Here is a 26,762-nt window from a genome sequence, read left to right on the forward strand (position 1 = left end):
GAACGGCGAAGAGGTGAACACGCCTCCGAAGTCCCAGATCACCGCCTCGACCGCCACGCTCGTCTCCTCAACCCGCGTCCCGAGCCGCGACGTCTAGAGAGGCGGCCGGGGACGTGCAAGTAAGGCCAGGATGGTTCTGCCCTATCGGTTTCCCCGCCCGGTCCGCCTGGGGCTCTATGCTCTGGCCGTGGCGATCCTGTTCGTCATCTGCGTCGCGCCAAGCGAGCAGCTGCCGTCCAGCGGTGGCGGCGACCGCTTTGAGCATGCGGCCGCATGGTTCGTACTGACAATCACCGGTTATGCGCTGGCGCCGGGCCGGCGGCTGGCGATTCCGGTTTTTGCGCTCGTCTTCGGCGCCGTGATCGAGGGCGTTCAGGCAGTGGCCCCGACGGGTCGACACGCTGACCCGCTGGATGTTGTCGCCGACGTGGTGGGCGTCGCCGCAGGCGTCGCGGTGATGGTGGTTGCACGGTGGCTCTGGCCTCGGGTCAGGCGGGCATGACCAGGGCCGGCGATCCTTGGGCTAGCGGCGGCGTGTTCCGCATCGGGCTCGCGCCGATCCCGGAGGCCCTTTGGTTCGAAGGCGGCGAGACCGATCCGACGGCGCGGAAGGACTTCTTGTTCGAAACCGCCAGGCCGCTGGTCTGGGCGGAACTTGAGGGTTCGCGCGCGGCCCAGACCGAGCTGGCCGAGCTGGTGGCCCGCGCCACCGGAAGGACACTGGCCGCCGACGCCTATCCGCCGCTCTACGCCGCGGCCCGCGAGGTGGCGGATGATCTCTGCCTGATGGCCCGAGATGAGGGGGCCTGGCGTCTGACCGCGCTTTCACTCAGCGCCGGCAGCTTCTTCGCCGCCGAAGAGGTGATCGGCCGCTCGCTGGCCGAACTTCACGGTCCCGTCCCCGGCTTCGAGACCACCCTGCTGTCCCGTGTCACCCGCATCTTTGACAACCTGCAGGACGACGCGCTCGTTGAGCGTTGGAACTGGAGCGTCGTCTCCTCGCCCGAGCTTCACATACCCGACCCGGCCCCGATGCGCGCAGCGATCCCCCAGATCGATCCTATGCGTGCGGCCGAGAGCCTGTTCGTCCGCAGCGAACGCCAGACCCTGCGACGCCTGCCGGACACCGGCGCCATCGCCTTCACGATTCGCGTCCGGATCATCTCGCTCGCCGAGATCGCCGCCGACCCGGGCCGCCTCACCGCCTTCGCCCACGCGTGGCGAACCGCCAGCGTGGATTTCCGCGCCTACAAGCGCCTCGATCTCTACGATGACCTGATCGACGCCGTGCTGACAGGCCCCTAAGCTGTGCCGATGCCCCAGACGCCGTTCCTGTATCTCGCCGTCCCCTGCTACGGCGGCAACCTGAACCTCTACTTCGTCGACTCGCTCCTGAAACTGCAGGACGCCTGTCGGGCGCGCGGCGTCGGCCTGCATATCGACATGATGGGCGGCGAGGCGCTGATCACTCGGGGCCGGTCGCGGTTGGCGGCGGCCTTCCTGGCGCATCCGGAGGCGACGCATATCCTCTTCATCGACGCCGACATCGGCTTTCCGCCGGAGCAGGTGTTCCGGCTTCTGGAAGCAGACAAGGACGTGATCGCGGCCGTCTGCCCGCTGAAGAAGATCGACTGGGAGAAGGTGCGCGCTGCGGCCAAGGCCAACGTCGCCGATCTCCAGACCGTGGGCTTGGGCTATGTGGTCCGCTTTCTGCCCACGCCGGACAACAGCGTTCACGTGGAGAACGGCTTCGCCAAAGTGGCCTATGGCGGCACCGGCTTCCTGCTGATCAAGCGCCAGGCGATGCAGAACATCTGCGACGCCCACCCGGAGCTTCGGGCCAAGATGGGCGACATGGGCGACAAGTTGGCGCCCGAGGCGGTGATGGTGTTCGACACCATGATCGAGCCAGAGACCGGTCAGTATCTGTCTGAGGACTACGCCTTCTGCCGCCGCTGGCGTGATCTGGGCGGCGACATCTGGGCTGACTTTGAGGCGCGGCTGACCCATGTGGGCCACGCCGCCTACACCGGCAGTCTCATGCAGGCGCTCCGGCCGGGGTGAGCGCTACTCGGCCGGCGCCGGCGCGGCGGCCGCCTTGCGTGCGTTGAGCGCGGCGCGGGTCTCCTCGTACTTGCCCCGGTTGATCTTGTACTGGGCATAGAAGATCACCGCGATGAGTCCCGGGATCGCGGCGAGCACGCCGTCGGCGAAGGCCAGCTTATTGAGGATGGCGGGCGCGATCTCGCCTGGGGTCGCCTTGATTGGGAACTGGATCGCCGTGATGACGAAGCCGCCGAGCGCCGCGCCGATCGCCTGGTCCATCTTCGCCGCGAGGGCGCGTGTGGAGTAGAGGACGCCTTCCTGACGTACGCCGTGCTTCAGCTCGTTCTCATCGGCGATGTCGGCCAGGGCGGACATGACGCTGATCTGCAGGATGCTCACCGTCAGGTTTCCGATCCCCGCGAAGGTGATCAGGATCGGCAGCAACATCGGATTGTCGGGGGTGAGCCAGCCCATGAGCCCCAACACAATCGGGATCGGCGGGATCAGGGCGTAGATGAAGCATGAGGCGATCATCGCGCGACGCTTATCGACACGGCCATGGAGCCGCGGCGCAATCAGGAACGCCGAAGCGTAGCCGATGAAGCTGCCGATGATGAACAGGCTGAGCTGCTCCGAGTTGAGGCCCCAATAGAAGGTGTTGGTGTACATCCTGAGCGACTCGCGCAGGCCCAGCATGAGCGACAGGAAGAAGTAGGCGACCAGCAGCCAGGCGTAGTTGGCGTTGGTCAGGGCTCGACCGACATCCTTGATGAAGGCCGCCGGGCTGAACCCAGGCTCGTCCTTGGCCGGAGGTGGAAGGAACGGGATGCGGTCGCGGGTGAACCAGGCTGAAGAGAACAGGATAACCAGCGCCGCCACAGCCATCGCAAGGGCGAAGATCGGCCACGGCTCCGGGTTCAGCACCCCGCGCGGGAATTCCGGCGTGGACGGGAAGAAGATCCGCAGAGCGATCGTGGTGACAAATGCAGCCCCGGCCCAGGCGAAGAAGCTGTTGTAGGCCATCACCTTGGACCGCTCGATGTATTGCGTCGAAAGCTCGGCCCCCAGCGCCAGGTGCGGCGTGTGGAAGAAGGTCATCGCCTGGCGAAGCATGATTACCGACACGCCGAACCAGATCAGCAGGCCCGTCTGGTCCATGCCCGCTGGCGGGTTGAAAATCGCGTAGACGCTCAGCGCGATCGGGATCGGCGCGGCGTACATGTAGGGGTGGCGACGGCCCAGCTTGGATCGGGTTCGATCCGACCAGGAGCCGACGATCGGGTCTGAAAGCGCGTCGAGGAACAGGCTGGCCGAGATCGCGAGGCCGGCGAGGTGCGCCGGCACGCCGAGCACCTGATTGTAGAACAGCAGCCCGAACGCCGAGACGGAGTACAGGGCGATGGACTCCGCAGCGCTGCCGATCCCGAAGGCCAGCTTTGTGCGAAGCGGCAGGCGATCATCCACCCCTGCGGACGGAGCCGAGGATTGAGTCATGTCGCGATGTTCCTCCCGCGCGCTCGTAGCCCGGCGCGCTTGGCGTGACTGTGAGGCCACGCGGGCGGTAGCGTCAATCGCGCCGTACCGCTCTTTCGAGACTCTTGAAGCGACCCTTGCGAAGCTGTGTTTTCGTCGCGTGACACCCGCGGCCCGGTTGGGGATTCAGCCAAACGCGTCGACGGTGTTCCATGCTGCGGGCGACTGCTTCCTGCAATCCGGCGGCAACGCCCGCCATCTAGCATGGGTGGAAACGATCGCATCGGGGGAGATGATGATGCGCAGAGTACTGATCCTGGCGCTGGCCTTGCCGGCGCTGGCCGCCTGCCAGCCACAGCAGCCGGCCGCCAAGGCCGACTTTCACACCGATCTGCCGATGACCGAGTACATGGGCCACGTGGTCGATCCGGCGGCCTTCATGTACTGGCGTGGGTCAGGCTACGAGATCACCGAGGCGGGTGAGCGGGATCTCTCGCCCACCACCGACGAGGGTTGGGACGTCCTGGTCACCGGCGCGAGCATCCTGATCGAGGCCGGCAATACGCTGCAGCTCCCGCATCGCGCCCGCGAGCCCATCGCCGACTGGAATCGCTTCTCCAAGGCCATGAGCGATCAGGCCTGGATCGCCCGCGCGGCAGCCGAAAAGCGCGACAAGCAGGCGGTGTTCGATGAAGGCGGCAAGCTCTATCAGACCTGCGTCGCCTGCCACGATCAGTTCGTGATTGATCCTGAAATGCAGGCCACTGGTCCGGCCAAGGCCGATCCGTTGCCGAGCATGCCGGCAAAGTAGCGGAAGCCGCTCGAGAGTCCCGCCCACGGCCCTTGGCGCCCCTCAGTGGCGCGAGCGCCGGTTCGGTCGATGGCGGGCTAGTCGAGCGGACAGGCGCCGTGCGGACCGCCGATGTGATCCAGCGGCCTCGGCGGCGTCATGGCCTCCAGATCACAGCGCGGGTCGATACGCCAGCCGGGGCCGCGCGTCTCGCCGAAGGCGACGCTGACCCGGCCGCTCTCGCCGACGGGCGCGGTGGCGCGCAGCGAAAGGTGGCGGTAGCCGCGCGTGCCGACGCCGACGGTGACTTCGCCGTGCAGCTTGCGATCGTCGAAGGTCATGTTGCGAGGTTCGGCGTCGAGATCGGGCGCCGCCAGGGCCGGTGACGACCGGAGCCAGGTGTCGATCTGGTCGGCCGTGCTCATGGCCGGGGCGGGCGTGGTCGAGGCTGTCGCCAAGGGCGACTCCTCGGCCAAGGCGGGCGTCGCGACGAAAAGGGCGGTGATCAGGACGAAGGCGCGAACAGTCATGGGCGGCTCCTTGCGGATGCACTCAGCGCGCCGATTGCGGCGAAGTTGCAGCCGGATCACGGCGTCGCCGGGCGCGCCTGGGCGGCCGGCACATTGGCGAGGATCCCCGCCTCGTTGCCGGGCGCGCCGACCGGGACCAGATCGTAGAAGCCCGACAGCCTGAGGCGCACCACGACGGGCTGCTCGCTGGAGTTGGAGAACTGCCAGCCCTGAATGCCGTCGAAGGGGGCGGTGAGCGCGCCTTGCTGTTTCAACCCGAAGCCCTGCCGCCAGGTTGAGACGACCATCGGTTGGCCGGGCGCGGGGGTGGTGTGGCCATGCTGGTCAAAATGGAAATCCCTGGCGTCGGCCGCGCCTTCCACTTCCCATGCGTAGATCAGGGTGGCGTCCTTCGCCATCCGGACCTTGTACTCCAGCTCCGAACGCTCGACCCCTTCCAGGAAACCGCCCAACGGGATCTCGATCACGTCGGTGCGGAACGGGGTGGCGTATTCACGCGCGCGGGCGGCCGCGCTGGCGGCGACCTCGGTTTCGGCCGGCGCCCAGAGTCGCGAAAGGCCTGTCAGCTTGCCGAGGCCCAGCGGGTCGCGGTTGAATTCCACCGGCAGGACCGCCCCAAAAACAATGAGCGCGCCCAGGCCGAGCGCGCCCATTGTCGTCAGGATCAGAGGCCCCTTGCGGAGCGATGGCGCGGCTTTGGTCATGCCGGCCAGCTTGCCCGGTCCGGCCGGAATGGGAAACCCACTCCGGCCCGACTCAGGACCTAGAACGAGCGGCGGATGGTCGCGCCGTAGGTGCGCGGCGCGTTGGTCAGGAAGCCGTAGCGGGCGCGGAGACCGCGCTCGCGGTCGATCGCCAGCTTGGCGCGCTCGTCGCCCAGGTTGTTGACGAACCCGGCCACTTCCCAGTTCTCGCCGCGGACGCCGACCCGGAAGTTGGCGATCTCATAGGACGGCAGCTCGAGCGGGAAGCTGAGCACCGCCACTGAGGTGGCGCCGATGTTGCGGAACAGCGACGCAGTGCGGGGGTCGTTCTCCTGGTCCGACACCTGGGTGATCCGGCTGCCCACATGCTGCACGGTCAGGTTGGCGAACACCTCCTCGCCGCTTTCCAGCTCGCGCTCATAGCCGACGCTGAATGAAGCCTGGAACTTGGGCACCGTCGGCAAACGATTGCCGTCGCGCAGACCCTGGATCGGCGCGCCCGCAACGTCCCGCAGGCTCGAGGTGAGCTCGGAGTCGTTGTAGGAAGCGCTGGCCGCGATGTCGAAGTTGTCGCTCAGCTGGTAGCCGAACTCGGCGTCGACACCCATTGAACGGGCGCTGGACACATTGGCGATGATCCGCGACGAGCACGAACCGGCGTCGATGGTCGCCTGCAGGTTAGAAATGTCGGCGTAGAAGCCGGCGACGCTGAGCGTGCCCCGGCCGCCGAGGTTGGCCTTGGCGCCCGCCTCGTAGTTCCAAACCGTCTCGTTCTTGAAGCTCGGCGGGGAAAGCGCGCCGAAGGTGGCGAGGTCGGCCGGCGTGCAGAGCGGACGGTTCAGCGGGTCGTTGACCCCGCCCAGCCGGAAGCCCTTCGAGACCTGGGCGTTCAGCGTCACGTCGTCGGTCGCCTTGTAGGCGAGGATGACGCGCGGGACGAATGCGTCGGCCTTGGTCTTGCCGGGCGCCGCGATGGTCACGTCGGCGAAGATGCCGTCGAAGGTCAGCGTCCGGTTTTCCTTGTAGTCGGCCCAGCGCAGGCCGCCGGTGACATCGAGGCGGTCGGTGACCTGGAAGGTCGCTTCCCCGAACACCGCGAACTGCTTCTGCTGGTAGGGGACCACCGAGAAGTAGAGGTGATCCTGCGGCGCCACCCGACCGCGGCTCGGGATGCCCGTAGCGGCGGTGAAGCCGGCGACGGTCAGGTCCTGGGCGTAGTCACGGTCCACGTCCGAATAGAACGCGCCGACCACCCACTGCAGCGGGCCGTCGGTGTCGGAGGCGAAGCGGGCTTCCTGAGTGAAGCTCTTGACGCTGGTGGTGTCGGCCAGGGGCGCGTTGATCGTGTAGACCGCCTGAGGAAGGCCGATGCTGCCGCCGGTGATCGAACCGGTGAGCGCGGTGGCGTCACGCAGCACAAGCACGTCGCGGTCAGAATAGCTGGTCACCGAGGTGAAGGTGATGTCGCCTGCGTCGTACTGCAGGGTCAGGTCGCCCAGCAGGAACTCGTCCTCGAACTTTTCCTTGAGCTGGGTGAACTGCTTGTTGCCGCCCAGGCGCACGCGCGGCCGGGTGGTGGTGAACTCGTTGGCCAGGATGTTGAAGACGTCGACCCGGTTGAAGCCGTCCACGTCGATCTTCTGGTAGATCACGCGGGGCGTGATCGTCAGCGCCTCGTTGGGCTGGAAGGTGAGCGCCGCGCGGAAACCGTAACGGTCGCCGTCATTGACGTTCTCGCGCACCGTGCCGTTCGGCTGAACCGCATCGATGAAGCCGGCGAACTGCTCCGTGAAGGCGGCGACGCGCAACGCCGCCGTCTCGCCCAGCGGCAGGTTGACCGAAGCCTTCAGCGAGCCGGCCAGATCGCCGCCCTGCACCTGATTGGCCGTCAGCTCAATCGTGCCTTCCTGCACGCCCAGCTTCGGCTGATTGGTGATGTAGCGCACGGTGCCTGAGAGCGAGCCCGAACCAAACAGCGTGCCCTGGGGACCGCGCAGCACTTCGACGCGATTGAGGTCGAAAAGGTCGAGGTCCGGGGTGAACAGCGACAGCGAAATCACGCTCTCGTCGAGATAGACGCCGACCTGCTCCTTCACGCCGGGCTGGTCGCGGACCAACTGGCCGGCGGAGATGCCGCGGATGGCGACCTGGCTCTGACCGGGGCCGAGGTTCTGCACCGTGAAGCCGGCGATCGACCGGGAGAGATCCTCCACATTGGTCACGCCTCGCTCGCGCATCACCTGCTCGCTCTGCGCGGCCACCGAGAACGGCACGTCGATCAGGGCTTCGTCCCGCTTCCGCGCGGTGACGACCAGTTCCTCGACCTCGGCGTCGGCGGCCTGAACGGCGCCGGCCGGCAGGCCGATGAGGATGGCGAGCGCGCTGGCGCGCGTAGCGAGGAGAAACTTCCGGTTGGTCATATGGGGGTCCTTCAACAGCCGCAGCATGAGTCGCTGCCTGTTTCCTGGGCTGGCCTAGTCAAAAAAGTGTCACCTGGGCAGGGGCAGATGACGCAGGAGGCGTTTCGGCCACGACCTGTGGCCGATGAGGCACAGGGTGGCGGTGGGTTGGAATGCTGCGGCCATTGCGCCAACGTGGCGGACGCGTGGGACGGAGACACTCATGGACTTCCAATCCATCCTCTACGAGGTCGAAGGCCGGATCGCGACGCTGACTCTCAACCGGCCGCACCGCTTCAACGCCATCGACCGCCATATGCCCAAGGAGATCGCTGCGGCCGTCGATCTGGCGGACCGCGACCCGGATGTGCATGTGCTGCTGGTGCGCGGCGCCGGGCCCGGCTTCTGCGGCGGTTATGATCTGGTCGAGTTCGCCGAACGCAAGGGCGCTGGCGGCGGCAATCAGGAGATGCCCTGGGACCCGACGCTCGATTTTGCCGGTATGTGGCGCAACACCCAGGACTTCATGAGCCTGTGGCGCTGCCGTAAGCCGACGATCGCCTGCGTGCACGGCTCAGCCGTGGCGGGCGGGTCGGACATCGCGCTCTGCTGCGACTTCCTGATCATGGAATCGACCGCCCGCATCGGCTATCCGCCGGCGCGTGTCTGGGGCGTGCCCACCCCGGCCATGTGGGTCTATCGGCTGGACCCACAGATGGCCAAGCGGCTGATGATGACCGGCGACCTGATCGAAGGCCGCGAGGCGGCGCGGATCGGCCTGGCCCTGGCCGCGCCCGAGCCCGAGGCGTTCGAGGACGAGATCGCCGCGCTCGTCGGCCGCCTGCAGGGCGTGCCACGCAACCAGTTGATGATGACCAAGATGGTGGTCAATCAGGCCTATGAGAACATGGGACTTCAATCGACGCAGATGATGGCCACGCTGTTCGACGGCATCGCGCGCCACACCCCGGAGGGCCTGTGGTTCCGGGAGCGGGCTCAGGACGTGGGCTTCAAGCAGGCCGTCGCCGAGCGCGACAGCGGCGATCCCATCGCAAGCCAGGTGTCCAAGCGGCGGTGAGCGCGACGGTTTGGAGGAAAGATCCTTAAGCCCCAGGCGCCACGCCGATATTGTCGATCACAATGGCGCCGCGTTTCGACCGGTCGAAATCGAACCTCATCGCCGTAAGGCGGGTCGGGTCGAAAGCCGGACTGGCGGCGGCGAAATCGGCTAGCGGCAAACGATAGCGACGCATCACCACCTCGGCCGCCTTGCCCCCGTCGATCTCCGGGAACAGGCGCGTCTGACCCTTGATCTGGGGATAGAGAACCTGATCCCGCGACAGTGGGAGCCTAGCCTCGACACCGTTGGCGTCGATCAACACGACCGTCCAGTCCAGCGGCCCGGGCTTGGGCGGCTTGGCCTTGGCCTTGGGCGGCTCGAAGCCGTCCGGGAGGGAGGGTATCCCAGCGTCCGACGCGCTGAACACCAGGGCCGCGCCGGGTCCGGCAGCCAGTCCCGCCGGACCCAGGTCGACGCTGTAACTGGCCTGGGCCTTATGGACGCGATCATCCCAGGCGATCTGAACGACCTGGCTGTCGAGCGGATTCCACTTCAGACCGACGTCGAGCTCTCGCCAAACCGCCAGGTTCCGGGCCGTGATCCGGGCGCCGGGCGCGCCAGCGGTTCCGGGATTGATGTCCTCCTCGAAGGTCGCCGCCCAGCGGGTGGCGCTGTCGGCGTAATCGGCCGCCAGATAGCCCTTGGGCAGCCAGGCCGCCCCGCGCCGGGGGTCCTCGAACAGCGGTCGGTAGCCCTCGCGATCCATCAGCGTCATCTGCAGGAAGGCCGAAAAGTAGACCTTGGCGATCTGGCGCTGCGCGTTCGGGTCCAGGATTCTGCGTTTGTCCAGCACCGGCCAGGGCATGCCGATGTCGTCACGCCCCCAGCTGGTGTTGAACTGGCCGTGGTTGGCGTCTTTCACATAGAGCTGCGCCTTCGTGGCAGGCGCCTGGCCGGTGAGCGCAATGCGCGAGAACTGCGAGGCGCCCATGAACGAGGTGACATCGCCGTCAAGGCTGCCGTGAATGACGAAGTAGTTCGTGTCCTTCAGCGGTGTGGGGCGCTCGCGGGGTTTGTACTGGCCGTCCACCGGGGCGATGGCCACCACGGCGCCGATCTTGAAGCCATAGTCGAATGGCAGGGTCGCATCGTCGGGATAGTGGCTGAGCCCGTTGAACGCCGCCGCCACCGCCGCCGCCTCGCCGCCGCGCGAATGGCCCATCAGGCCGATGCGCTCCATGTCGACCCTGCCGAACATCGGGTGGGCGGGATCGCTGTTCCAGCGCCGCCACTGGGCCAGATGCTCCAGCAGCATCCATCCGCGCGCATCGTTCTCCTTGGATGGGCGGCTGTTGATCGGATCGACCATGTCGCTCAGCGACGAGTTGAGGAAGTTCTCGTCCACCGACACGACAATGAACCCCTGACTGGCGAGCAACTCGCCCAGATAGGCGTAGCCGGGGTCGGAAAAGGCTTCCATCGCGTGGTTGCCGTGGACGATCAGGACCAGCGGGAAGGGGCCCGCGCCTACCGGCGTCCAGACCCGGCCCTGGACCGGGAAACGCTTGGGATCAAACCCCCAGTAGAGGGTGCGGAACCAGCCGACCGGGCCCTTCCACTCGCGGTCCAGCTTGGAGCTGTCGACCGACTGCGACCGCCAGCTGGCCTTGGCGGCGTACTCGGGACGATGTCGATCTACGCCGCTGCCGTAGGTCAGGCTCTGCACCCTGAACGGACCGGGGCGCCCGGGGTTAGGGAGGTTGAGCGTGGCGCCCGCCAGTCGATAGGACGCCAGCGTCGGGTTGGGGTCGGGCGGCGTCCGCGCCATCCCGACACCCAGCGCGGCCAGCGTCGACACGCCGAGCGCCAGGAACATCCAGGATCCGAGCGTCTGTCGTCCGCCGCCGCGCCGAACCAGGGCCGCGCCGGCGCCGACCGTGAAGCTGATTCCTAAAGCCAGCAGGGCCGTAGCGATGACCGCGCCCTTCAGGTCCCAGACCGCCATCAGCAGCACGACAAGAGGTGGCACGGTCAGCGCCAACCCCAGGCGGTAGCCCGGGCGCAGCAGGTTTAGGAGCCTCAGGGTCAGCAGGGCGCCCAGGCCCGCAAACGCCAGAGCGCCCAGCATCGCCATCAATCCCGCAGCCTTGCCGATGGCGAAGTCCGGCAGCACGTCGTGCAGAACGAACGACAGGATGAACACCAGCCAGAGGCCGATCAGCCCCCAGGCCGCGCCTGCCCAGCCCGCGTCCGAAGGCGTGCAGGCGCGAACGATCCACCGCCGCGCCGCCTCGATCTGCACCTTCATCGGCATTCATCCCCCCAGGCGTCGCGCACAGGGTTCTCCATTTGCCGCGGGGAGTCGATACGGAGGCGAAGATCAGGCCAATCCGAACTGGGCCTCAAGCCTGAAGCAAGGGCGAAAGCCCCCCTGGCGCACCCGACACGATTCGAACGTGTGACCTTTGCCTTCGGAGGGCAACGCTCTATCCAGCTGAGCTACGGGTGCGGTTCCAGAGGAGGCGTGTCTCTAGCGGAAACGTGAGGCCGCCGCAAACCCGCCGCTTGGGATTTCAGCTGCGCAATCGGCCGCTAAGAGATCGACTCTAGGGTCCGGCCGTTCGAGGGGGACGTTCGGATGACATCCTGGATGCGCAGAGCGGCGGCCGGTCTTGTGGCGATCGCGGGTCTAGCGGCGGCGAGCCCGGCGCTCGCCCAGGCGACGGACGAGGCCCCGCACCCGGGCCGCTCGGTGTATGAGGAGCACTGCGCGGTCTGCCATGAGGCGCCCGAAGAAGGCAGCCGTGCGGCGCCGATAGGCGTGCTGCGCAAGATGAGCGCCCAGACCCTGATGACCGCACTGACCACCGGGGTCATGAAGCCGGTAGGTGAGACGCTTGATCGCCGCCAGCTGCGCGACGTGGTGGCCTATCTGGCCGCCCCAGAGGGGCCGGCCGGCACGGCCTGGATCGACGCGGCGCGCTGCCCGACCGAACGCGCGGCGGTGGATCTGACCGCGGCGCCGGCCCAGGTGGGTTTCGGCGTCGACACCGACAACTCGCGGCGGATGAACGCCAGGCAGGCAGGCCTGACCACGGCTCAGGCGGCGCGCCTCGAAGTGGCGTGGGCCTTCGCCATGCCGCGCACCTCAGGCCTGCGCGGCCAGGGCGTGGTCGTGGGGAACACACTGTTCTATCCCGCCGGCCAGGCCGGCCATATCCTCGCGCTCGACACCAAGACCGGCTGTGTGAAGTGGGCCACCCAGACGCCCTCGCAAGTGCGCAACAGCCTGGCCTACGGCCGCCTCGGCAAGGACGGGCCCATGGGCCTCGTCGGCGGGGAAAGCTCTGGCAACCTGATCGCGCTCGACGCCAAGACAGGCAAGATCCTGTGGCGGGCCGATCCGCGCCACGACAAGACGGTGCCGCTATCCGGCTCGGCGCTGTTCGCCGGCGATAAGATCATCGTGCCGATCTCGGCCAGCGACGTGGCGCTGGCGATGCGACCCAGCCATGAATGCTGCAAGAGCCACGGCGCGGTGGCGGCGGTCAACGCCGCGGATGGCAAGGTGGTCTGGACCTGGCGCACCATGGAGCCGGCCAAGCCGCTCGGCCGCACCAACGCGCAGGGCGTGCAGATGTTCGGCCCCTCGGGCGCGCCGATCTGGTCTAGCCCTTCGGTCGATCTGAAGGCCGGCGTGGTCTATGTCTCGACCGGGGAAAACACCTCGCCGCCGGGCACCGCAACCAGTAACGCCATCATCGCCATCGACCTGGCCTCCGGCCGCCAGAAGTGGGTGTTCCAGGCCCTGGCCAACGACATCTGGAACATGTCGTGCCCGGTGGGCGCCGACGACAAGCGCAAGCCCGGGCCGAACTGCTTCTTCGCCGGCGAAGGCAGCGTGCTGCTCGACCACGACTTCGGCGGCGGGCCGGTGATCTTCCGCAAGGCGGGCGGCGGCGCGGTGATTCTCGGCGGCCAGAAGTCCGGCGACGTCTGGGCGTTGGATGCGAAGACGGGCCGCAAGATCTGGAACCAGAAGTTCGGCCAGGGCACGCCGCTGGGGGGAATCCACTGGGCCATCGCGACGGATGGGGCGCGGGTGTTCGCCCCCATCAGCGACCCCAACGTGCCGGCCGATCGCTCGGCGGCGGGCATGCACGCGGTCGATGTGGCCAGCGGCAAGGTGGCCTGGAGTTGGCGGGCCGCGCCCGACTGCGCCGGCGAGCGGGCCAAGGTCTCCACCTGTCAGACGCGCTTTGGGCTCTCTGCAGCGCCGCTGGTGATCGACGGAGCCCTGTTGGCCGGATCGCTGGACGGGCGGCTGTGGGTGTTCGAGGCCAGGACCGGCAAGGTGCTCTCGATGATCGACATGGCGCGACCCTATCCGCAGACGGTGACCGGTCTGCCCGGAGCCGGCGGCTCGATCGACGCTGCGGGCCTGTTCGCCGGCGACGGCATGGTGTTCGTCAACGCCGGTTACGCCAGTTTCGGCCAGGCGGCGGGCAATGTGCTGGTGGCGCTGCGGCCCAGGGCGGAGTGAGGCCGAGGTTAGCCCCCTCCCCCGTCGGGGGGAGGACAAGAGGACATTGGTCCTCCCCCAGCGCGAAGCGCGGATTGGGGGCGGTGGCCGCGAAGCGGACGGCGGGGGCTCGCTAACTCGGCCGCGTCACGCCTTCGACGAACTCTTTGAACTTGCCGACGAAGCCGGCTGATTTCGGGTGCTGCTGGTCGGCGCAGGTGGCCTCGAACTCGCGCAGCAGCTCGCGCTGGCGGGCGGTCAGCCGCGAGGGCGTCTCAACGAAGATCTCCACCACCAGATCGCCGCGCTGGCGAGAGCGGAGCGAGGGCATGCCGCGGCCCTTGAGCCGGATCGTGCGGCCGGTCTGGGACCCTTCGGGCACATCCACCGGCAGACGGCACTCGCCATCGCAGTCATCGCCGCCCATCAGGCAGGGCGCCTCGATCTGGCCGCCCAGCGCCGCAGTGGTCATCGGCACCGGCACGGTGCAGAGCAGATCCAACCCGTCGCGCTCGAACAACTCATGCGGCTGCACCGAGAGGAAGATATAGAGATCGCCGCGCGGGCCGCCGCGCTGGCCGGCGTCGCCCTCGCCGGAGAGGCGGATGCGGGCGCCGTCGTCCACGCCCGCCGGGATGCGCACCGATAGCGTACGCTCGCGCCGAACCTGACCGTGGCCACGGCAGTCGCCGCAAGGATCGGCCACCATGCGGCCTGAACCACCGCAGCGCGGGCAGGTGCGCTCGATGGAGAAGAAGCCCTGGCTGGCCCGCACGCGGCCCTGGCCTTGGCAGCTGGAACAGGTGGTGGGCTGTGTGCCGGGCTTGGCGCCGGACCCCTCGCAGGCCTCGCAGGTGAGCGTGACTGGAACTGTGATCTCGACCTCAGCGCCGGCATAGGCCTGCTCAAGGTTGATTTCGAGATCGTAGCGCAGGTCCGAGCCGCGCGCCGGGCCGCTGCGCCCGCGCTGGCCGCCGCGTCCGCCGAAAATGTCGCCGAACACCTCGTTGAAGATGTCGTGGACATCGTGGAACTGGCCGCCGCCAAAGCCCTGCCCGCCTTGTGCGCCGTTCACGCCGGCATGGCCGAAGCGGTCATAGGCCGCCCGCTTCTGCGCGTCCGACAGGACGGAATAAGCCTCATTGATCTCTTTGAAGCGTCCCGCCGCCTCCTCGCAGCCGCCGTTGCGGTCGGGGTGATGCTCCATCGCCTGCTTGCGGAACGCAGCCTTAAGCGTCGCGTCGTCGGCGCCGCGATCCACACCGAGAATGTCGTAATAGTCCCGCATCGGATCGATCAGCGCCCGGGTGTCGATGGTTGGCAGGTGGGAGGGCGCACCCGCCGCCGCAAGGCCTCAACGGCGTGCGGCGGCGGGGCCCGTTCTTTGAGACAGAGCTCTAGGCGGACTTCTTCTGGTCGCCGTCCACTTCCTCGAACTCGGCGTCGACCACATCGTCGGCTGCGCCCGGGCCCGAGGCCGCGGGCTCTTCGGCTGCGTCCTGCTGGGCCTTGTACATGGCCTCGCCGAGCTTCATCGAGGCCTGGATGAGCGTCTGGGTCTTGGTGGCGATCACCTCGGCGTCGCCGCCTTCCAGAACGCCCTTCAAGTCGTCAAGGGCAGTCTGGATCTCGGTACGCTCAGCCTCGCCGACCTTGTCGCCATGCTCGGCCAGGGCCTTCTCGGTGGAATGGATCACCGCATCGGCCTGATTCTTGGCTTCAACCGCCGCCTTGCGCTTCTCGTCCTCGGCCTTGTTGCTCTCAGCTTCCCTGACCATGGCCTCGATGTCGGCGTCGGAGAGGCCGCCATTGGCCTGGATACGGATCGACTGTTCCTTGTTGGTCGCCTTGTCGCGCGCCTGGACATTGACGATGCCGTTGGCGTCGATGTCGAAAGTCACTTCAACCTGCGGCACGCCGCGCGGCGCCGGGGGAATGCCGACCAGGTCGAACTGGCCCAGCATCTTGTTGTCGACCGCCATGGGGCGCTCGCCCTGGAAGACGCGGATGGTCACCGCAGACTGGTTGTCGTCAGCCGTCGAGAAGGTCTGGCTGCGCTTGGTCGGGATCGTGGTGTTGCGCTCGATCAGCGGGGTGAACACGCCGCCCAGAGTCTCGATTCCGAGCGTCAGCGGGGTGACGTCGAGCAGGAGCACATCCTTCACCTCGCCGCCCAGCACGCCGGCCTGAACCGCCGCGCCCAACGCCACCACCTCGTCAGGGTTGACACCCTTGTGCGGTTCGCGACCGAAGAACGCCTTCACTGTTTCGGCAACCGCCGGCATGCGGGTCATGCCGCCGACCAGGATCACTTCGTCGATATCGGACTTCTTGAGGCCCGCGTCCTTGAGCGCCTGTTCACAAGGGCCGACCGTGCGCTTGATCAGGTCCTCGACCAACGCCTCGAGCTTGGCGCGCGACAGCTTCACATTGAGGTGCAGCGGGCCGGACGCGTTCATGCTGATGAAGGGCAGGTTCACCTCGTACTGGGTGACGCTGGAGAGCTCCTTCTTGGCCTTCTCGGCTTCTTCCTTGAGGCGTTGAAGGGCGAGCTTGTCCTTCCTCAGGTCGACCGACTGCTCCTTCTTGAACTCATCGGCCAGGTAGTCGACGATCCGCAGATCGAAGTCCTCGCCGCCGAGGAACGTGTCGCCGTTGGTCGACTTCACCTCGAAGACGCCATCGCCGATTTCGAGGATCGAGACGTCGAAGGTGCCGCCGCCCAGGTCGTAGACCGCGATCTTCTTGCCGTCGTTCTTCTCCAGGCCATAGGCCAGGGCCGCGGCGGTAGGCTCGTTGATGATGCGCAGGACTTCGAGCCCGGCGATCTTGCCGGCGTCCTTGGTGGCCTGACGTTGGGCGTCGTTGAAATAGGCCGGGACGGTGATGACGGCCTTTTCGACCTTCTCACCGAGGTGCTGCTCCGCGGCTTCCTTCATTTTCTGCAGGATGAAGGCCGAGACCTGCTGGGGCGAATAGTCCTTGCCTTGAGCCCGGACCCAGGCGTCGCCGGTCGGGCCCTTGACGATCTCATAGGGCACCATGCCCTTGTCCTTCGCCACCACGGGGTCGTCGAAGTTGCGCCCGATCAGGCGCTTGATGGCGAATAGTGTGTTGGTCGGGTTGGTGACCGCCTGACGCTTGGCGGGCTGGCCGACCAGCTTCTCGCCGTCTTCCATGAAGCCCACCACCGAGGGCGTGGTCCGCGCGCCTTCGGCGTTCTCGATCACTTTCGGCGTCTTGCCGTCCATGATGGCGACGCACGAATTGGTCGTGCCGAGGTCAATACCAATGATCTTGCTCATGAGAGGGTCGTGCTCGCTCCTGCTTGGCGGACGTCGCGGGTGGGCCTTCTAGTGAAGCGCCCGAGGAAAAGCGACATCCCCGGTTTGCTTTGGTCTCCCCCGGCTCCGCTTTCCCTGTGCGGAAGCCAGCGTCGGGATCGGATATGGGGAAAATCGAGGGGGCCGCAAGGGCGCGCCGCGTCAACCGCGACGCCACGCCGCGCTCAGGCTCGCGTAACGACCGGCTCCGTGCGGCGCCGCCGCGCCCCGGGAGGTCAGGAAGGCGTGTTCGACCACCATCGCCTGCTGCTCGATATTCATGTCCACGAAGGCCGCGCTATCGAGGTCATAGGCATAGGCCTTGGGGCCGTCCCCGGCCTTCAGCTTGGCGAGGATCAGCGAGACGCCCTGCTGCGCCTGCCAGACATGGGTGAGTTCGTGCACGAACACTCCCTGCACGCGGAGCGGCACCTCCAGCGCCGCAAAGTCCGGGCGGACCGTCGCGGCGGGCCAGACCATCAGACCGGGACCCGCCACGAACGCGCGCCGCCACAGCGGCGCCGCCATGATGCGCACCCGCTCCGAGTCCAGGCCGGCGCCGAACATCTCAGCCGCCAGCGCCTTTTCATCCCTCGTCAGACGACGAAACAGGGGGATGGGATCGGACATGGTGGTTGACGGCTCCCATCCGCGCGGATGGTGTGGATATGGATCGTCCGAAACCCTGCTCCAAGGAACAGCCCATGGTCACGCTCACCCGCCCTGACGGCACCCGCCCGGAAGACCTCGCCCTATCGCGCCGCAAGCTCACCCTGGCGCTGACCGGCGGCTATGCGCTGGCCGCCTGGTCGGCCGAGGCCCAGCCGATCAAAACCGAGGCGGCCGGCCTCGAGACCGCGACTGTCCAGATCAAGTCGCCGGACCGTGAAATCCCGGCCTTTGTGGCCCGCCCGGCCAAGGCCGGCCGCTATCCGGCGGTGGTGCTGGTCTCCGAGATCTTCGGCCTGCACGAGTACATCCGAGACACAGCCCGCCGGCTGGCCAAGGCCGGGTATGTGGTGATCGCGCTGGACTTCTTCGTCCGCGCCGGCGATCCTTCGACCATGACCGACTTCCCGGCGATCCTGAAGATCGTCGCCACGGCCACCGACGCCCAGGTGACCGGCGACGTGGCCGCCGCCGTCGCCTGGCTCAAGGCGCAGAAGTTCGTAGACGGCAAGCGGCTGGGGATCACCGGCTATTGCTGGGGCGGGGCGGTGACGTGGGAGTCAGTGGCGCGGCTCAAGGACTTCAAGGCCGGTGTCGCCTGGTATGGGCGGCTGTCGGGCGGAATGGCGCCCGGCGACGCCACCAACCGCAACCCAATCGATCTCGCGCCCGAACTGAACGCACCGGTGCTGGGCCTCTATGGGGAAAAGGACTCCGGCATTCCGCTGACCGACGTCGAGAAGATGAAGGCGGCGCTCAAGGCCGCCGGCAAGACCGGCAGCGACATCCTGGTCTTCCCCGCCGCCCAGCACGGTTTCCACGCCGACTACCGCCCTTCGTACAAGAAGGACGCGGCCGAGGATGCCTGGGCCAAGATGCTCGCCCACTTCAAGGCGAACGGGGTCTGATTACAGGATAAGGTCGGCGCTGACCGGGGCGTGGTCGCTGGGGCGGTCCCAGGCGCGGGGCTCCATGTGCACCCGCGACGCCGCTGCGCCCTGCCGGAAGGCGGCGTCCTTCAGGCCTGGGCTGACCAGGATGTGATCGAGGCGGAGGCCCCGGTTCGAGGCCTGAAAATCGGCGGCGCGGTAGCTCCACCAGGAGAACATCTTGGTCGGGTCCGGCGTGGTCGCGCGGGGCAGGTCGATGAGTTGACCGGCCGCCATCATCGCCGCGAACGCCTCGGTCTCCGGCGGCGTGTGACTGACGACCTTGAGCATCTGGCGATGGCTCCAGACGTCGTTCTCGCCCGGTGCGACATTCAGATCGCCCAGCAGCGCCAGGGGCGCGGCAGGATCGCGTCGCGCCAGTTCGGCGGTCAGCCGCTCATAGAAATTGAGCTTGTGGTCGAACTTGGGGTTGGCCTCGCGGTCCGGCGTGTCGCCGCCGGCCGGGATGTAGAAGTTCTGGACCTCGACGCCCGCCACCCTCGCGCCGACGACCCGAGCGTGGCCCTCGCGGCAGAGATCGAGCGCGGGCGCGTCCTCAAGCGGCAGCCGAGAGGCGATGGCCACTCCGTGCCAGCCTTTCTGGCCGGCGATCTTCAGGTGCGGCAGGCCCATCTCGCGGAATGCGTTCGCCGGAAACTCGGCCTCGCGGCACTTGATCTCCTGCATGCACAGGACGTCGGGCGCATGCTCGGCGACGAAACGCGCCACCTGCTCGGCGCGGAGGCGGACGGAATTCACGTTCCAGGTGCAGAGGCGTAGGCGCATTGGGACTGGCTAACGGGATTCCCTGGAACGCGACAAAGAAGACCCGGGCGCTGCTAAGCGCCCGGGTCGTCAGTTGGTCTCTCATGCCGCCGCCGGGAGGGGATAGGTTCCGGCACGGACTTCGCTCATGCGACCGGCGCACGAACGACGTAGTGGCATCATCGCCACACCCAAACGAAAAGTCAAACGCGAAGACGATTAACCTTGCCTGTGCCTAATCAGTCACACCTTACCGCGGCCCGGATTCTTTGGGCGAGGGTCCTTGAGCACAAACAAGCCCCGGTCCAGTCCGCTGGCGCGCTCCAGCGCGATCAGGCTGATCCGAGTCGGCCGGCGCTGGGCGTCCAAGACGGTCCAGCCGGATAGCCGCAGCGGGCCTTCGATGAAATCGAGCGTGATTTCGCCGACAGTCTCGCGACGGGCATCCCGGGCGGTGATCGAAAACCCGTCTCTGGCCCGCGCCACCCGAGCGATGGCGACCCCGCGGTCCAGCCGGATGGTGCGGGCCAGGAACAGCGACAACGGCGTCGTTGACAGCGGATACTGGTCGAAGGTCTTCAGCCTCGGGTCCTGCACTGAGACCACCCCGCCGTCAGACACCACCAACAGCCCGGAGGGCGCGTCATAGGCGAAGCGCGCCTTGCCTGGCCGCTTGAGGAACAGCGCACCGGTGCTGGTTCTGCCGCGTGCGTCGGTCTGAACAAAACGGCCCTGCGCCTCGGTGAGCCCCTCCAGATAGGCGACGGCTCGATCCACCAGCGCCTTGTCGGCCGGGGCAAGGGCCGGTTGCGACCGCGCCGCCAGCGGCGTGGCGGCGAGACCAACAGCGAGGGCCCGACGGGACAGGGTCATCGACGATCCATGCCACCGCTCCGCGGCGGGAATGGGGCCTAACCGCCGCATGTCGGGCACTCCGGGTCGGCGGCGACCCGGACCGTACGGGTCTCGCCGGCCAAACCGTCATAGATGAGCAACCTCCCCTGCAGCGGCTCGCCGGCCCCGGTGATCAGCTTGATGGCTTCCAGCGCCATCATCGAGCCAACCACGCCGGCCAGGGCGCCTACGACGCCGACGGCGACGCAGGTCTCGGCGTCTGGCGGGATCTCTGGGACCAGGCAGCGATAGCAGGGCGCGCGTCCGAACACGCCCACCTGCCCCGTCCAGCGGCCGATGGCGCCGGAAACCAGCGGAACCCCCGCCGCGACGCATGCGGCATTGACGGCGAAGCGCACACCGAAGTCGTCGGTGCCGTCGAGGACCAGGTCGTGGTCGTTGACCAGCCCCGGGTGGAACGCACGGTTCGCGGGTTCTATCCGGATGTGTGGATTGAGCGCGATGAGCCGCGCCGCCGCCGCCTCGACCTTGGCCCGCCCCACGTCGGCCCCGGCGTAGATCACCTGACGCTGGAGATTGGAGGCGTCGACCGTGTCGGGATCGCACAGGGTCAGAGCACCCACCCCCGCCGCCGCCAGATAGAGCGCCGCCGGCGCGCCCAGACCCCCGGCGCCAACGATCAGCACCCGCGCCGCCTTCAGTCGCTGCTGGCCCGGACCACCCACCTCGCGCAGCACCAGATGCCGCGCGTAGCGCTCGATCTCAGCGTCGCTGAAACTCATCAACTTGACCTCGCCCGGCCGCAGCCGCACATCGCGACCATGGCCCAGAGCACCTCGCATAACCCAGCCTTCCCCGATTGGCACGGGACCACGATCCTGGCGGTGCGCAAGGGCGGTCGCACTGTGGTGGCCGGCGACGGCCAGGTGTCCATGGGCCCGACCGTGGTCAAAGGCACGGCGCGCAAGGTGCGCACCTTGGCCGGCGGCCGGGTGGTGGCCGGCTTCGCCGGCTCCACCGCCGACGCCTTCACGCTGATCGAGCGGCTGGAAGCCAAGCTGGAGCAGTATCCCGAACAGCTAGCCCGCGCCTGCGTCGACCTTGCCAAGGACTGGCGGACGGATCGCTATCTCCGCCGCCTGGAGGCCATGCTGATCGTGGCCGACAAGGACCAGATTTTCACCGTCACCGGCGTCGGCGACGTGCTGGAGCCCGAGCATGGCGTCGCCGCGATCGGCTCTGGCGGCAACTATGCGCTGGCCGCGGCGCGCGCCCTCGTGGACATCGACGGCCTCGACGCCGAGACCGTGGCCCGAAAGGCGATGGCGATCGCCGCGGAAATCTGCGTCTACACCAACGGTTCGCTGACCGTGGAGGTCGTCTAAACTCGGCCGATGCGCGCCACACCGCGCCTTCTGGTCCGGGTTCCGAAAACAACCCGCCTGTGCTAGACGCCGGCCCATGGTTCGCGTGACGAAGATCAACGCCTTTGCCGAACGGGCTTTCCGACCCGCGACGGCTCCTGCGCGAACTACCCCCGCCGGCGGGGCCTAAACCTCGTGGCTTGAACCTGTGGGGGGCGCGGCTTAAGGCCTGGAACCCCATTCAATGGCCCCTATCGCCGGCATGAGTGTCTACGAGAGATGCGTCAGAGGCGCGCTTCGCGCCTACAAGCTGACGCTGTCGCCGCTGATCGGGCGGTCTTGCCGGTTTGCTCCGACCTGTTCGGAGTACGCCGCCGAGGCTCTGATCGGCCACGGCCCCTGGCGGGGGAGCGTGCTCACCGTCCGGCGGCTGTGTCGCTGTCATCCCTGGGGCGGCGCGGGCTGGGACCCGCCGCCGCCTCCGCGCGGAAAGACCGGAAACGACCGGGCCGCGCGCGACTGGACGTGTGAAACATGATCGACCTGATTTTCCCCGACGGCGCCACGCGCGCTTATCCGCTCGGCGCCACGGGCCGCGAGATCGCCGCAGGCATCTCTAAATCGCTGGAGAAGCGGGCTGTCCTCATCAAGCTGGACGGCGAGCTTCTGGATCTTGACCGGCCGCTGCCCAGGGGCGGCGCCTTCGAAATCGTCATGCGCGACAGTCCCGATGCGCTGGAGACGATCCGGCATGACGTCAGCCACATCCTGGCCGAAGCGGTGCAGGAGCTGTTTCCCGGCACGCAGGTGACCATCGGCCCGGCGATTGAGGACGGCTTCTACTACGACTTCGCCCGAGAGACTCCGTTCAGCCTGGACGATCTCGCGAAGATCGAAACCCGCATGCGCGAGATCGTCGACCGGGACGAGAAGATCGTGCGCGAGGAGTGGGATCGAACCGAAGCTATCACTCACTTCCGGTCGATCGGCGAGGAGTACAAGGCCCAGATCATTGAGGGCCTGCCCGAGAGTGAGCCGATCTCGGTGTATCGCCAGGGCGCCTGGAAGGACCTCTGCCGGGGCCCGCACCTCCCTTCCACCAAGGCCGCAGGCAAGGCCTTCAAGCTGACCAAGCTGGCCGGCGCCTACTGGCGGGGCGACCATCGCAACCCGATGCTCCAGCGCATCTACGGTACGGCCTGGGCCTCGGAAGCTGACCTGGAAGCCCATCTCCACCGGCTGGAGGAGGCCGAGAAGCGGGACCATCGGAAAATCGCCCGCGCCATGGATCTCTTCCACATGCAGGAAGAGGCCAAAGGGATGATCTTCTGGCATCCCAAGGGCTGGACTCTCTACCGCACTGTCGAGGCCTATATGCGCCGCCGGCTGGACGACGACGGCTATGTCGAGGTCAAGGCGCCGCAGATCATGGACCGGGAGCTCTGGGAGAAGTCCGGGCACTGGCAGAAGTTCGGCAAGAACATGTTCACCTGCGAGACGGAGGAGGGCGAAGCCCTGGCCGTCAAGCCGATGAACTGCCCCGGACATGTGCAGATCTTCAACCATGGTCAGAAGAGCTATCGCGACCTGCCGCTCAGGATGTCGGAGTTCGGGGCCTGCCACCGGTACGAGCCCTCAGGCGCCCTGCACGGCATTTTCCGGGTCCGCGCCTTTACGCAGGACGACGCCCACATCTTCTGCCGCGAAGACCAGATCGAAGAGGAGTCGACGAAGTTCGTAAGGCTGCTGAACTCGATCTATTCGGACTTCGGCATGCACCTCGACAGCGTCAAGCTGGCCCTGCGACCGGAGGAGCGCTTCGGGACGGACGCCGTGTGGGACGTCGCGGAATCGAAGCTGGACCGCGCCGCCCGCCAGGCGGTGAACATGCCGATCGAGCCGATGCCGGGCGAAGGCGCGTTCTATGGCCCGAAGCTGGAGTTCCATCTGAAGGACGCCATCGGCCGCACCTGGCAATGCGGCACACTGCAACTCGACTATGTGCTGCCCGATCGTCTGGACGCCGAGTACGTGGCCGAAGACGGCTCCAAACAGCGGCCGGTGATGCTGCATCGCGCGATCTGCGGTTCGCTGGAGCGGTTCATCGGCGTCCTGATCGAGAACTACGCCGGCGCCTTCCCGCTGTGGCTCGCGCCGGTGCAGGTGGTGGTGGCGACGATCACCTCGGACGCCGACGACTATGCCGTGAAAGTGGCCGCATCGCTGCGCGCCCAGGGCCTCAGGGTGGAGACCGACCTGCGCAACGAGAAGGTCGGATACAAGGTGCGGGAACACAGCCTGGCCAAGGTTCCGGTGATCGCGGTGGTCGGTCGTCGCGAAGCCGAGGAGGGCAAGGTCGCCCTTCGCCGGCTGGGCTCGGACGGCCAGGAGGTGCTGGAGCTCACCGAGGCCGCGAGCCGCCTTGCCAGGGAAGCCGACCCACCGGATGTTGCCCGCAAGACCGGGGAGGCGGGATGAGAGCAGGCGCGGCGCGCATAGCTGTGGTCGATGCGGCCCGCCCGGCTGAAACCCGCGATGCGGGTCCGTTTGTGTCGGTGGTTATGGTGGTCTACCGCACCGGCGAGGCGCTGGGCGAGAGCCTGGGGCGTGTTCTGGCCTGCGCCGAAGTGTCCGAACTCGTCATCGTCGACAATGGCTCCACCGCCGACGAGGCGGCCCGGTTGGCGGCGATCCAGGTCGCTGATCCGCGCGTGCGGCTGATCTCCGGCCACGGCAATGTGGGCTTCGCTCGGGGCGCCAATCTTGGCGCGCGGGCGGCGACCGGCGAGCTTCTGGTGTTCCTGAACCCCGACGCCTTCCTAGAGGCTGGCTGCGTGGCGGCGTTGACGACCGCGCTCACCGGTCGTCGCGAACCGGCGCTGGTCGGCGGGCGCATCCTCAATCCCGACCGCAGCGAACAGCGCGGCGGGCGGCGGGGAGAGATCACGCCGTTCAGCGCGCTGCTCTCGATGAGCGGGCTGGCGCGGCGGCCCGCCCTCGCCCGCCACGAGGTGCACTGGGAAGATCGGGCGCTGCCGAGCGAACCGGCCGCGACACCGACGGTCTCCGGCGCCTGTTTCGCCATGCGCCGGGCGACGTTCCTGGAGATGGGCGGGTTCGACGAAGGCTACTTCCTGCACGTCGAAGACATCGACCTCTGCTGGCGCGTGCGACGCGCGGGCGGCGAGGTGGTGTTCGCACCCGCGGCCCAGGCGGTCCATGTCGGCGGCACGAGCCGGACGAGCCCGTTGAAGGTCGAGTTCCACAAGGGCGTCGGCCTGGCCCGCTTCTTCCGCAAGCAGGCCCGCGGAGGGTTGCAGAAGGTCGTCGCCTGGATGTTGACGCCGCTGGTGATCGTCGTGGCGGTGGGGCGGCCGCTGGTCCGGGCGCGCTGAGCGACCGTTCCCAACCCGTTGACCAGCCCTGAAGTGCTTACGCGGGAACCGGAAACGCCCCCGCGCGCGTCACCGACGCCGCCGGCGCCTTGCCCAGCGCATCCGACGCCCAGCGGCCGATGCCGATAAGGGCGTCCAGATCGTAACCGGTTTCGAAGCCGGCGCGTTCCAGCATGTAGACGAGATCCTCTGTTCCGATGTTGCCGGTCGCGTTGGGGGCGAAGGGGCAACCGCCCAGGCCGCCGACCGAAGCGTCGAGGATATCGACGCCCGCCTCCACGCCGGCGAAGGCGTTGGCCAGGCCGGTATTGCGCGTGTCGTGGAAGTGGAGCCGCAGCGGGATGTCGCCCGCCGCCTTGCGCGCGGCTTCGACGCGACGGCGCACAACCCACGGATCGGCGACCCCGATGGTGTCGGCGAGTGCGATCTCGGCCACCTTCAGGCGCGCGGCCTCGGCGACGATGCGGACCACCTGAGCCTCGGCCACCTCGCCTTCGAAAGGACAGCCGAAGGCGACTGAGACCGTCATGGTCACCGGCGGATCTTGAGGCCGTCTCGCCTCCATGATGGCGTCCAGCGAGGCCAGTTGTTCGTCCACCGAGGCGCCCTGGTTGCGGATGCCAAAGCCATCGGAAGCGCAGACCACCACATTGGCCTCGTCGCAGGCTGCGGCCACGCATCGCTCCCAGCCCCGCGCATTGAGCACCAGTCCGATCCGCGATCGGCCCTGCAGGCGCGGGAGAGCGGCCATGATTTCTTCGGCGCCGGCCATTTGCGGCACGCGCTTGGGATTGACGAAGCTGACCACCTCCATGCGCCGGGCGCCGGCCGCTTCGAGGCGGGCGATCATCTCCAGTTTCTGGTCGATGGAAAACAGCGTCTTCTCGTTCTGCAGTCCGTCGCGGGGACCCACCTCGACGATCTCGATCCTGCGGCTCATCGCCCATCCTCCCGTCCGGCGGCCATATAGATCCCGAGGCTGACGGGATCGCCCTTGGAGTAGTTCAGGCCTTCGACGCGCGCCACCTCGCGGACGCCGACGCCGTCCTGGGCCAGCGCGGCCCGGAAGCGCTCGGCCTCGGCCGCTTCAACGATCGCGGGCCGGCCTTGAACGATGGCCGCAGCGGCTTCGGCGGCCCCGTGCAGCTCGGTGGTGGTTCCAAGCGCGAAGACCAGGCTAGGCTCGGCGTAGCCCGCCACCGCCACCGGCGCTTCGGCGACGCCCTGGCGCGGGAGCAAGCGCGCCGTCTCCAAAGCCGCTTCGAGTCGGGCCGAGACCTTCAGGGGCTCAAGACCGGGCGCGACCAGGGCGGCCAAGGCGCCATGGGCCAGGATCCCCAAACCGAGCGCCGCCGCCGTGGCCTCGCCGACGGCGCGTCGCGCCATGAACCAGGCCGGCAGCAGGCCCGCACCGGCGAATAGCCCGGCCGCCAGGGTGACAGCCCAGACGTCGTTCGGATCGCCAAAGAGCGCGGCGAGATACACACAACCGACGGCCAGCACGAGACCGACAAGAGCGCCGAGTCCGGCGCCGGCGTATCGCGCGGTTGGACTCAAGGGCTCGGCGAACGCGCGCGCGGCCAGCCAGGCCAGGGCGGCATAGGTCGGCAGCGGATAGTGCGGCAGCTTGGTCGGCGAGAGCTCGAACACCAGGAAGGTTGGCAGGAACCAGCAAAGCGCGAACCGAACCCCGGCCTCTCCCCTATGCCGCCATGCGCCGATCAGCGCGGCGGGCAGCAGCAGTGTCATGGGAAACGCCAGGAACGGGGTGAGCAGCAGATGGTAGCCCGGCGGCGCACCGTGGCTCTCCTGCCCGCCCGCCAGCTTGGGTGCGAGGTCGGCTCCGATGGCCTCCGTCCAGAAGCCGCCGTCCGTAGCCACGGTGACCGCGCCGGCCCAGGGGCCCACGATCGCGGCGACCAGGATCAGGCCCCAGAC

Annotated in this window: 23 protein-coding genes, 1 tRNA gene and 1 pseudogene; 11 read left to right on the plus strand and 14 right to left on the minus strand. The window is 67.7% G+C overall.

Annotation, left to right across the window (positions count from 1 at the left end):
- Nucleotides 1-130 precede the first annotated feature (130 nt).
- Genes ACIQ3R_RS03280 through ACIQ3R_RS03290 form a run of 3 tightly spaced genes read left to right on the plus strand, consistent with a single transcriptional unit; the run spans nucleotide 131 to nucleotide 2,064 of the window.
- Complete coding sequence (locus ACIQ3R_RS03280; protein ID WP_397415066.1) at nucleotides 131-502, plus strand: hypothetical protein; 372 nt, start codon at nucleotides 131-133, stop codon at nucleotides 500-502.
- Nucleotides 499-1,305 (plus strand): heme-dependent oxidative N-demethylase family protein, encoded by an 807-nt coding sequence (locus ACIQ3R_RS03285; RefSeq protein WP_397415068.1) that lies wholly within the window; start codon nucleotides 499-501, stop codon nucleotides 1,303-1,305. Before ACIQ3R_RS03280 ends, ACIQ3R_RS03285 begins: the two co-directional genes overlap by 4 nt.
- Before the next feature lie 9 nt (nucleotides 1,306-1,314).
- Nucleotides 1,315-2,064: a hypothetical protein gene (locus tag ACIQ3R_RS03290; protein WP_397415071.1), complete on the plus strand. Its 750-nt coding sequence runs from the start codon at nucleotides 1,315-1,317 to the stop codon at nucleotides 2,062-2,064.
- A gap of 3 nt (nucleotides 2,065-2,067) precedes the next feature.
- On the opposite strand, the gene ACIQ3R_RS03295 is transcribed toward ACIQ3R_RS03290, so the two are convergent.
- A complete protein-coding gene (locus ACIQ3R_RS03295; protein WP_397415073.1) occupies nucleotides 2,068-3,540 on the minus strand; it encodes an MFS transporter in 1,473 nt (490 codons plus the stop codon).
- A 277-nt stretch (nucleotides 3,541-3,817) separates the two neighbouring features.
- Between ACIQ3R_RS03295 and ACIQ3R_RS03300 the strand changes: the two genes are divergently transcribed.
- Nucleotides 3,818-4,330 carry a hypothetical protein gene (locus tag ACIQ3R_RS03300; RefSeq protein ID WP_397415076.1) on the plus strand — a complete coding sequence of 171 codons (513 nt, stop codon included), beginning with the start codon at nucleotides 3,818-3,820 and terminating at the stop codon, nucleotides 4,328-4,330.
- A 77-nt stretch (nucleotides 4,331-4,407) separates the two neighbouring features.
- Here the strand turns inward: ACIQ3R_RS03300 and ACIQ3R_RS03305 are convergent, their stop codons facing one another.
- Genes ACIQ3R_RS03305 through ACIQ3R_RS03315 form a run of 3 tightly spaced genes read right to left on the minus strand, consistent with a single transcriptional unit; the run spans nucleotide 4,408 to nucleotide 7,963 of the window.
- Nucleotides 4,408-4,839: a hypothetical protein gene (locus ACIQ3R_RS03305; RefSeq protein ID WP_397415078.1), complete on the minus strand. Its 432-nt coding sequence runs from the start codon at nucleotides 4,837-4,839 to the stop codon at nucleotides 4,408-4,410.
- A 56-nt stretch (nucleotides 4,840-4,895) separates the two neighbouring features.
- Complete coding sequence (locus ACIQ3R_RS03310; protein WP_397415081.1) at nucleotides 4,896-5,543, minus strand: hypothetical protein; 648 nt, start codon at nucleotides 5,541-5,543, stop codon at nucleotides 4,896-4,898.
- Nucleotides 5,544-5,602: 59 nt separating this feature from the next.
- On the minus strand, nucleotides 5,603-7,963 hold the full coding sequence (locus ACIQ3R_RS03315) for a TonB-dependent receptor (protein ID WP_397415083.1): 2,361 nt from the start codon (nucleotides 7,961-7,963) through the stop codon (nucleotides 5,603-5,605).
- A gap of 202 nt (nucleotides 7,964-8,165) precedes the next feature.
- Here ACIQ3R_RS03315 and ACIQ3R_RS03320 point away from each other — a divergent pair, with 202 nt between their 5' ends.
- Nucleotides 8,166-9,020, plus strand: a complete 855-nt coding sequence (locus ACIQ3R_RS03320) for a crotonase/enoyl-CoA hydratase family protein (protein WP_397415085.1) — start codon at nucleotides 8,166-8,168, stop codon at nucleotides 9,018-9,020.
- Nucleotides 9,021-9,045: 25 nt separating this feature from the next.
- Here the strand turns inward: ACIQ3R_RS03320 and ACIQ3R_RS03325 are convergent, their stop codons facing one another.
- Together ACIQ3R_RS03325 and ACIQ3R_RS03330 are read right to left on the minus strand one after the other, a co-directional pair.
- Complete coding sequence (locus tag ACIQ3R_RS03325) at nucleotides 9,046-11,316, minus strand: alpha/beta hydrolase family protein (protein WP_397415088.1); 2,271 nt, start codon at nucleotides 11,314-11,316, stop codon at nucleotides 9,046-9,048.
- A 118-nt stretch (nucleotides 11,317-11,434) separates the two neighbouring features.
- Nucleotides 11,435-11,511, minus strand: a tRNA-Arg gene (locus tag ACIQ3R_RS03330).
- Nucleotides 11,512-11,640: 129 nt separating this feature from the next.
- Between ACIQ3R_RS03330 and ACIQ3R_RS03335 the strand changes: the two genes are divergently transcribed.
- Complete coding sequence (locus ACIQ3R_RS03335) at nucleotides 11,641-13,545, plus strand: PQQ-binding-like beta-propeller repeat protein (RefSeq protein ID WP_397415090.1); 1,905 nt, start codon at nucleotides 11,641-11,643, stop codon at nucleotides 13,543-13,545.
- A gap of 112 nt (nucleotides 13,546-13,657) precedes the next feature.
- Here ACIQ3R_RS03335 and dnaJ read toward each other — a convergent pair whose 3' ends face one another.
- The 3 genes from dnaJ to ACIQ3R_RS03350 all read right to left on the minus strand — a co-directional run bounded on the left by dnaJ (nucleotide 13,658) and on the right by ACIQ3R_RS03350 (nucleotide 17,477).
- Nucleotides 13,658-14,812, minus strand: a complete 1,155-nt coding sequence (gene dnaJ, locus ACIQ3R_RS03340) for a molecular chaperone DnaJ (protein ID WP_397415092.1) — start codon at nucleotides 14,810-14,812, stop codon at nucleotides 13,658-13,660.
- Nucleotides 14,813-14,921: 109 nt separating this feature from the next.
- Nucleotides 14,922-16,829 (minus strand): molecular chaperone DnaK, encoded by a 1,908-nt coding sequence (dnaK, locus tag ACIQ3R_RS03345; RefSeq protein WP_397415094.1) that lies wholly within the window; start codon nucleotides 16,827-16,829, stop codon nucleotides 14,922-14,924.
- A 180-nt stretch (nucleotides 16,830-17,009) separates the two neighbouring features.
- Nucleotides 17,010-17,477 (minus strand): hypothetical protein, encoded by a 468-nt coding sequence (locus tag ACIQ3R_RS03350; RefSeq protein ID WP_397415096.1) that lies wholly within the window; start codon nucleotides 17,475-17,477, stop codon nucleotides 17,010-17,012.
- Nucleotides 17,478-17,515: 38 nt separating this feature from the next.
- Here ACIQ3R_RS03350 and ACIQ3R_RS03355 point away from each other — a divergent pair, with 38 nt between their 5' ends.
- A complete protein-coding gene (locus ACIQ3R_RS03355; RefSeq protein ID WP_397415098.1) occupies nucleotides 17,516-18,424 on the plus strand; it encodes a dienelactone hydrolase family protein in 909 nt (302 codons plus the stop codon).
- Here the strand turns inward: ACIQ3R_RS03355 and ACIQ3R_RS03360 are convergent, their stop codons facing one another.
- The 3 genes from ACIQ3R_RS03360 to ACIQ3R_RS03370 all read right to left on the minus strand — a co-directional run bounded on the left by ACIQ3R_RS03360 (nucleotide 18,425) and on the right by ACIQ3R_RS03370 (nucleotide 20,847).
- The gene (locus ACIQ3R_RS03360) at nucleotides 18,425-19,231 is read right to left on the minus strand and encodes an exodeoxyribonuclease III (protein ID WP_397415101.1); all 807 of its coding nucleotides are present in this window, start codon (nucleotides 19,229-19,231) and stop codon (nucleotides 18,425-18,427) included.
- A gap of 222 nt (nucleotides 19,232-19,453) precedes the next feature.
- Complete coding sequence (locus ACIQ3R_RS03365; protein WP_397415103.1) at nucleotides 19,454-20,083, minus strand: outer membrane lipoprotein carrier protein LolA; 630 nt, start codon at nucleotides 20,081-20,083, stop codon at nucleotides 19,454-19,456.
- Nucleotides 20,084-20,121: 38 nt separating this feature from the next.
- Nucleotides 20,122-20,847, minus strand: coding sequence for a HesA/MoeB/ThiF family protein (locus ACIQ3R_RS03370; protein WP_397415116.1), 726 nt, complete (start codon nucleotides 20,845-20,847; stop codon nucleotides 20,122-20,124).
- A gap of 39 nt (nucleotides 20,848-20,886) precedes the next feature.
- Between ACIQ3R_RS03370 and hslV the strand changes: the two genes are divergently transcribed.
- The 4 genes from hslV to ACIQ3R_RS03390 all read left to right on the plus strand — a co-directional run bounded on the left by hslV (nucleotide 20,887) and on the right by ACIQ3R_RS03390 (nucleotide 24,824).
- Nucleotides 20,887-21,450, plus strand: coding sequence for an ATP-dependent protease subunit HslV (hslV, locus tag ACIQ3R_RS03375; RefSeq protein ID WP_397415105.1), 564 nt, complete (start codon nucleotides 20,887-20,889; stop codon nucleotides 21,448-21,450).
- 241 nt (nucleotides 21,451-21,691) lie between these two features.
- Nucleotides 21,692-21,967, plus strand: coding sequence for a membrane protein insertion efficiency factor YidD (yidD, locus tag ACIQ3R_RS03380; protein ID WP_397415107.1), 276 nt, complete (start codon nucleotides 21,692-21,694; stop codon nucleotides 21,965-21,967).
- Complete coding sequence (thrS, locus tag ACIQ3R_RS03385; RefSeq protein ID WP_397415109.1) at nucleotides 21,964-23,907, plus strand: threonine--tRNA ligase; 1,944 nt, start codon at nucleotides 21,964-21,966, stop codon at nucleotides 23,905-23,907. The genes yidD and thrS overlap by 4 nt, the downstream gene beginning before the upstream one ends.
- Complete coding sequence (locus ACIQ3R_RS03390; protein WP_397415111.1) at nucleotides 23,904-24,824, plus strand: glycosyltransferase family 2 protein; 921 nt, start codon at nucleotides 23,904-23,906, stop codon at nucleotides 24,822-24,824. Before thrS ends, ACIQ3R_RS03390 begins: the two co-directional genes overlap by 4 nt.
- Nucleotides 24,825-24,861: 37 nt before the next feature.
- On the opposite strand, the gene ACIQ3R_RS03395 is transcribed toward ACIQ3R_RS03390, so the two are convergent.
- The gene (locus tag ACIQ3R_RS03395; protein ID WP_397415113.1) at nucleotides 24,862-25,764 is read right to left on the minus strand and encodes a hydroxymethylglutaryl-CoA lyase; all 903 of its coding nucleotides are present in this window, start codon (nucleotides 25,762-25,764) and stop codon (nucleotides 24,862-24,864) included.
- Nucleotides 25,761-26,762 (minus strand): annotated as a pseudogene (locus ACIQ3R_RS03400) (glycosyltransferase family 39 protein); the annotation flags it as partial. The gene ACIQ3R_RS03395 and the pseudogene ACIQ3R_RS03400, both read right to left, overlap by 4 nt.

Source organism: Phenylobacterium sp., from assembly GCF_044371015.1.
Taxonomy (GTDB): domain Bacteria; phylum Pseudomonadota; class Alphaproteobacteria; order Caulobacterales; family Caulobacteraceae; genus Phenylobacterium.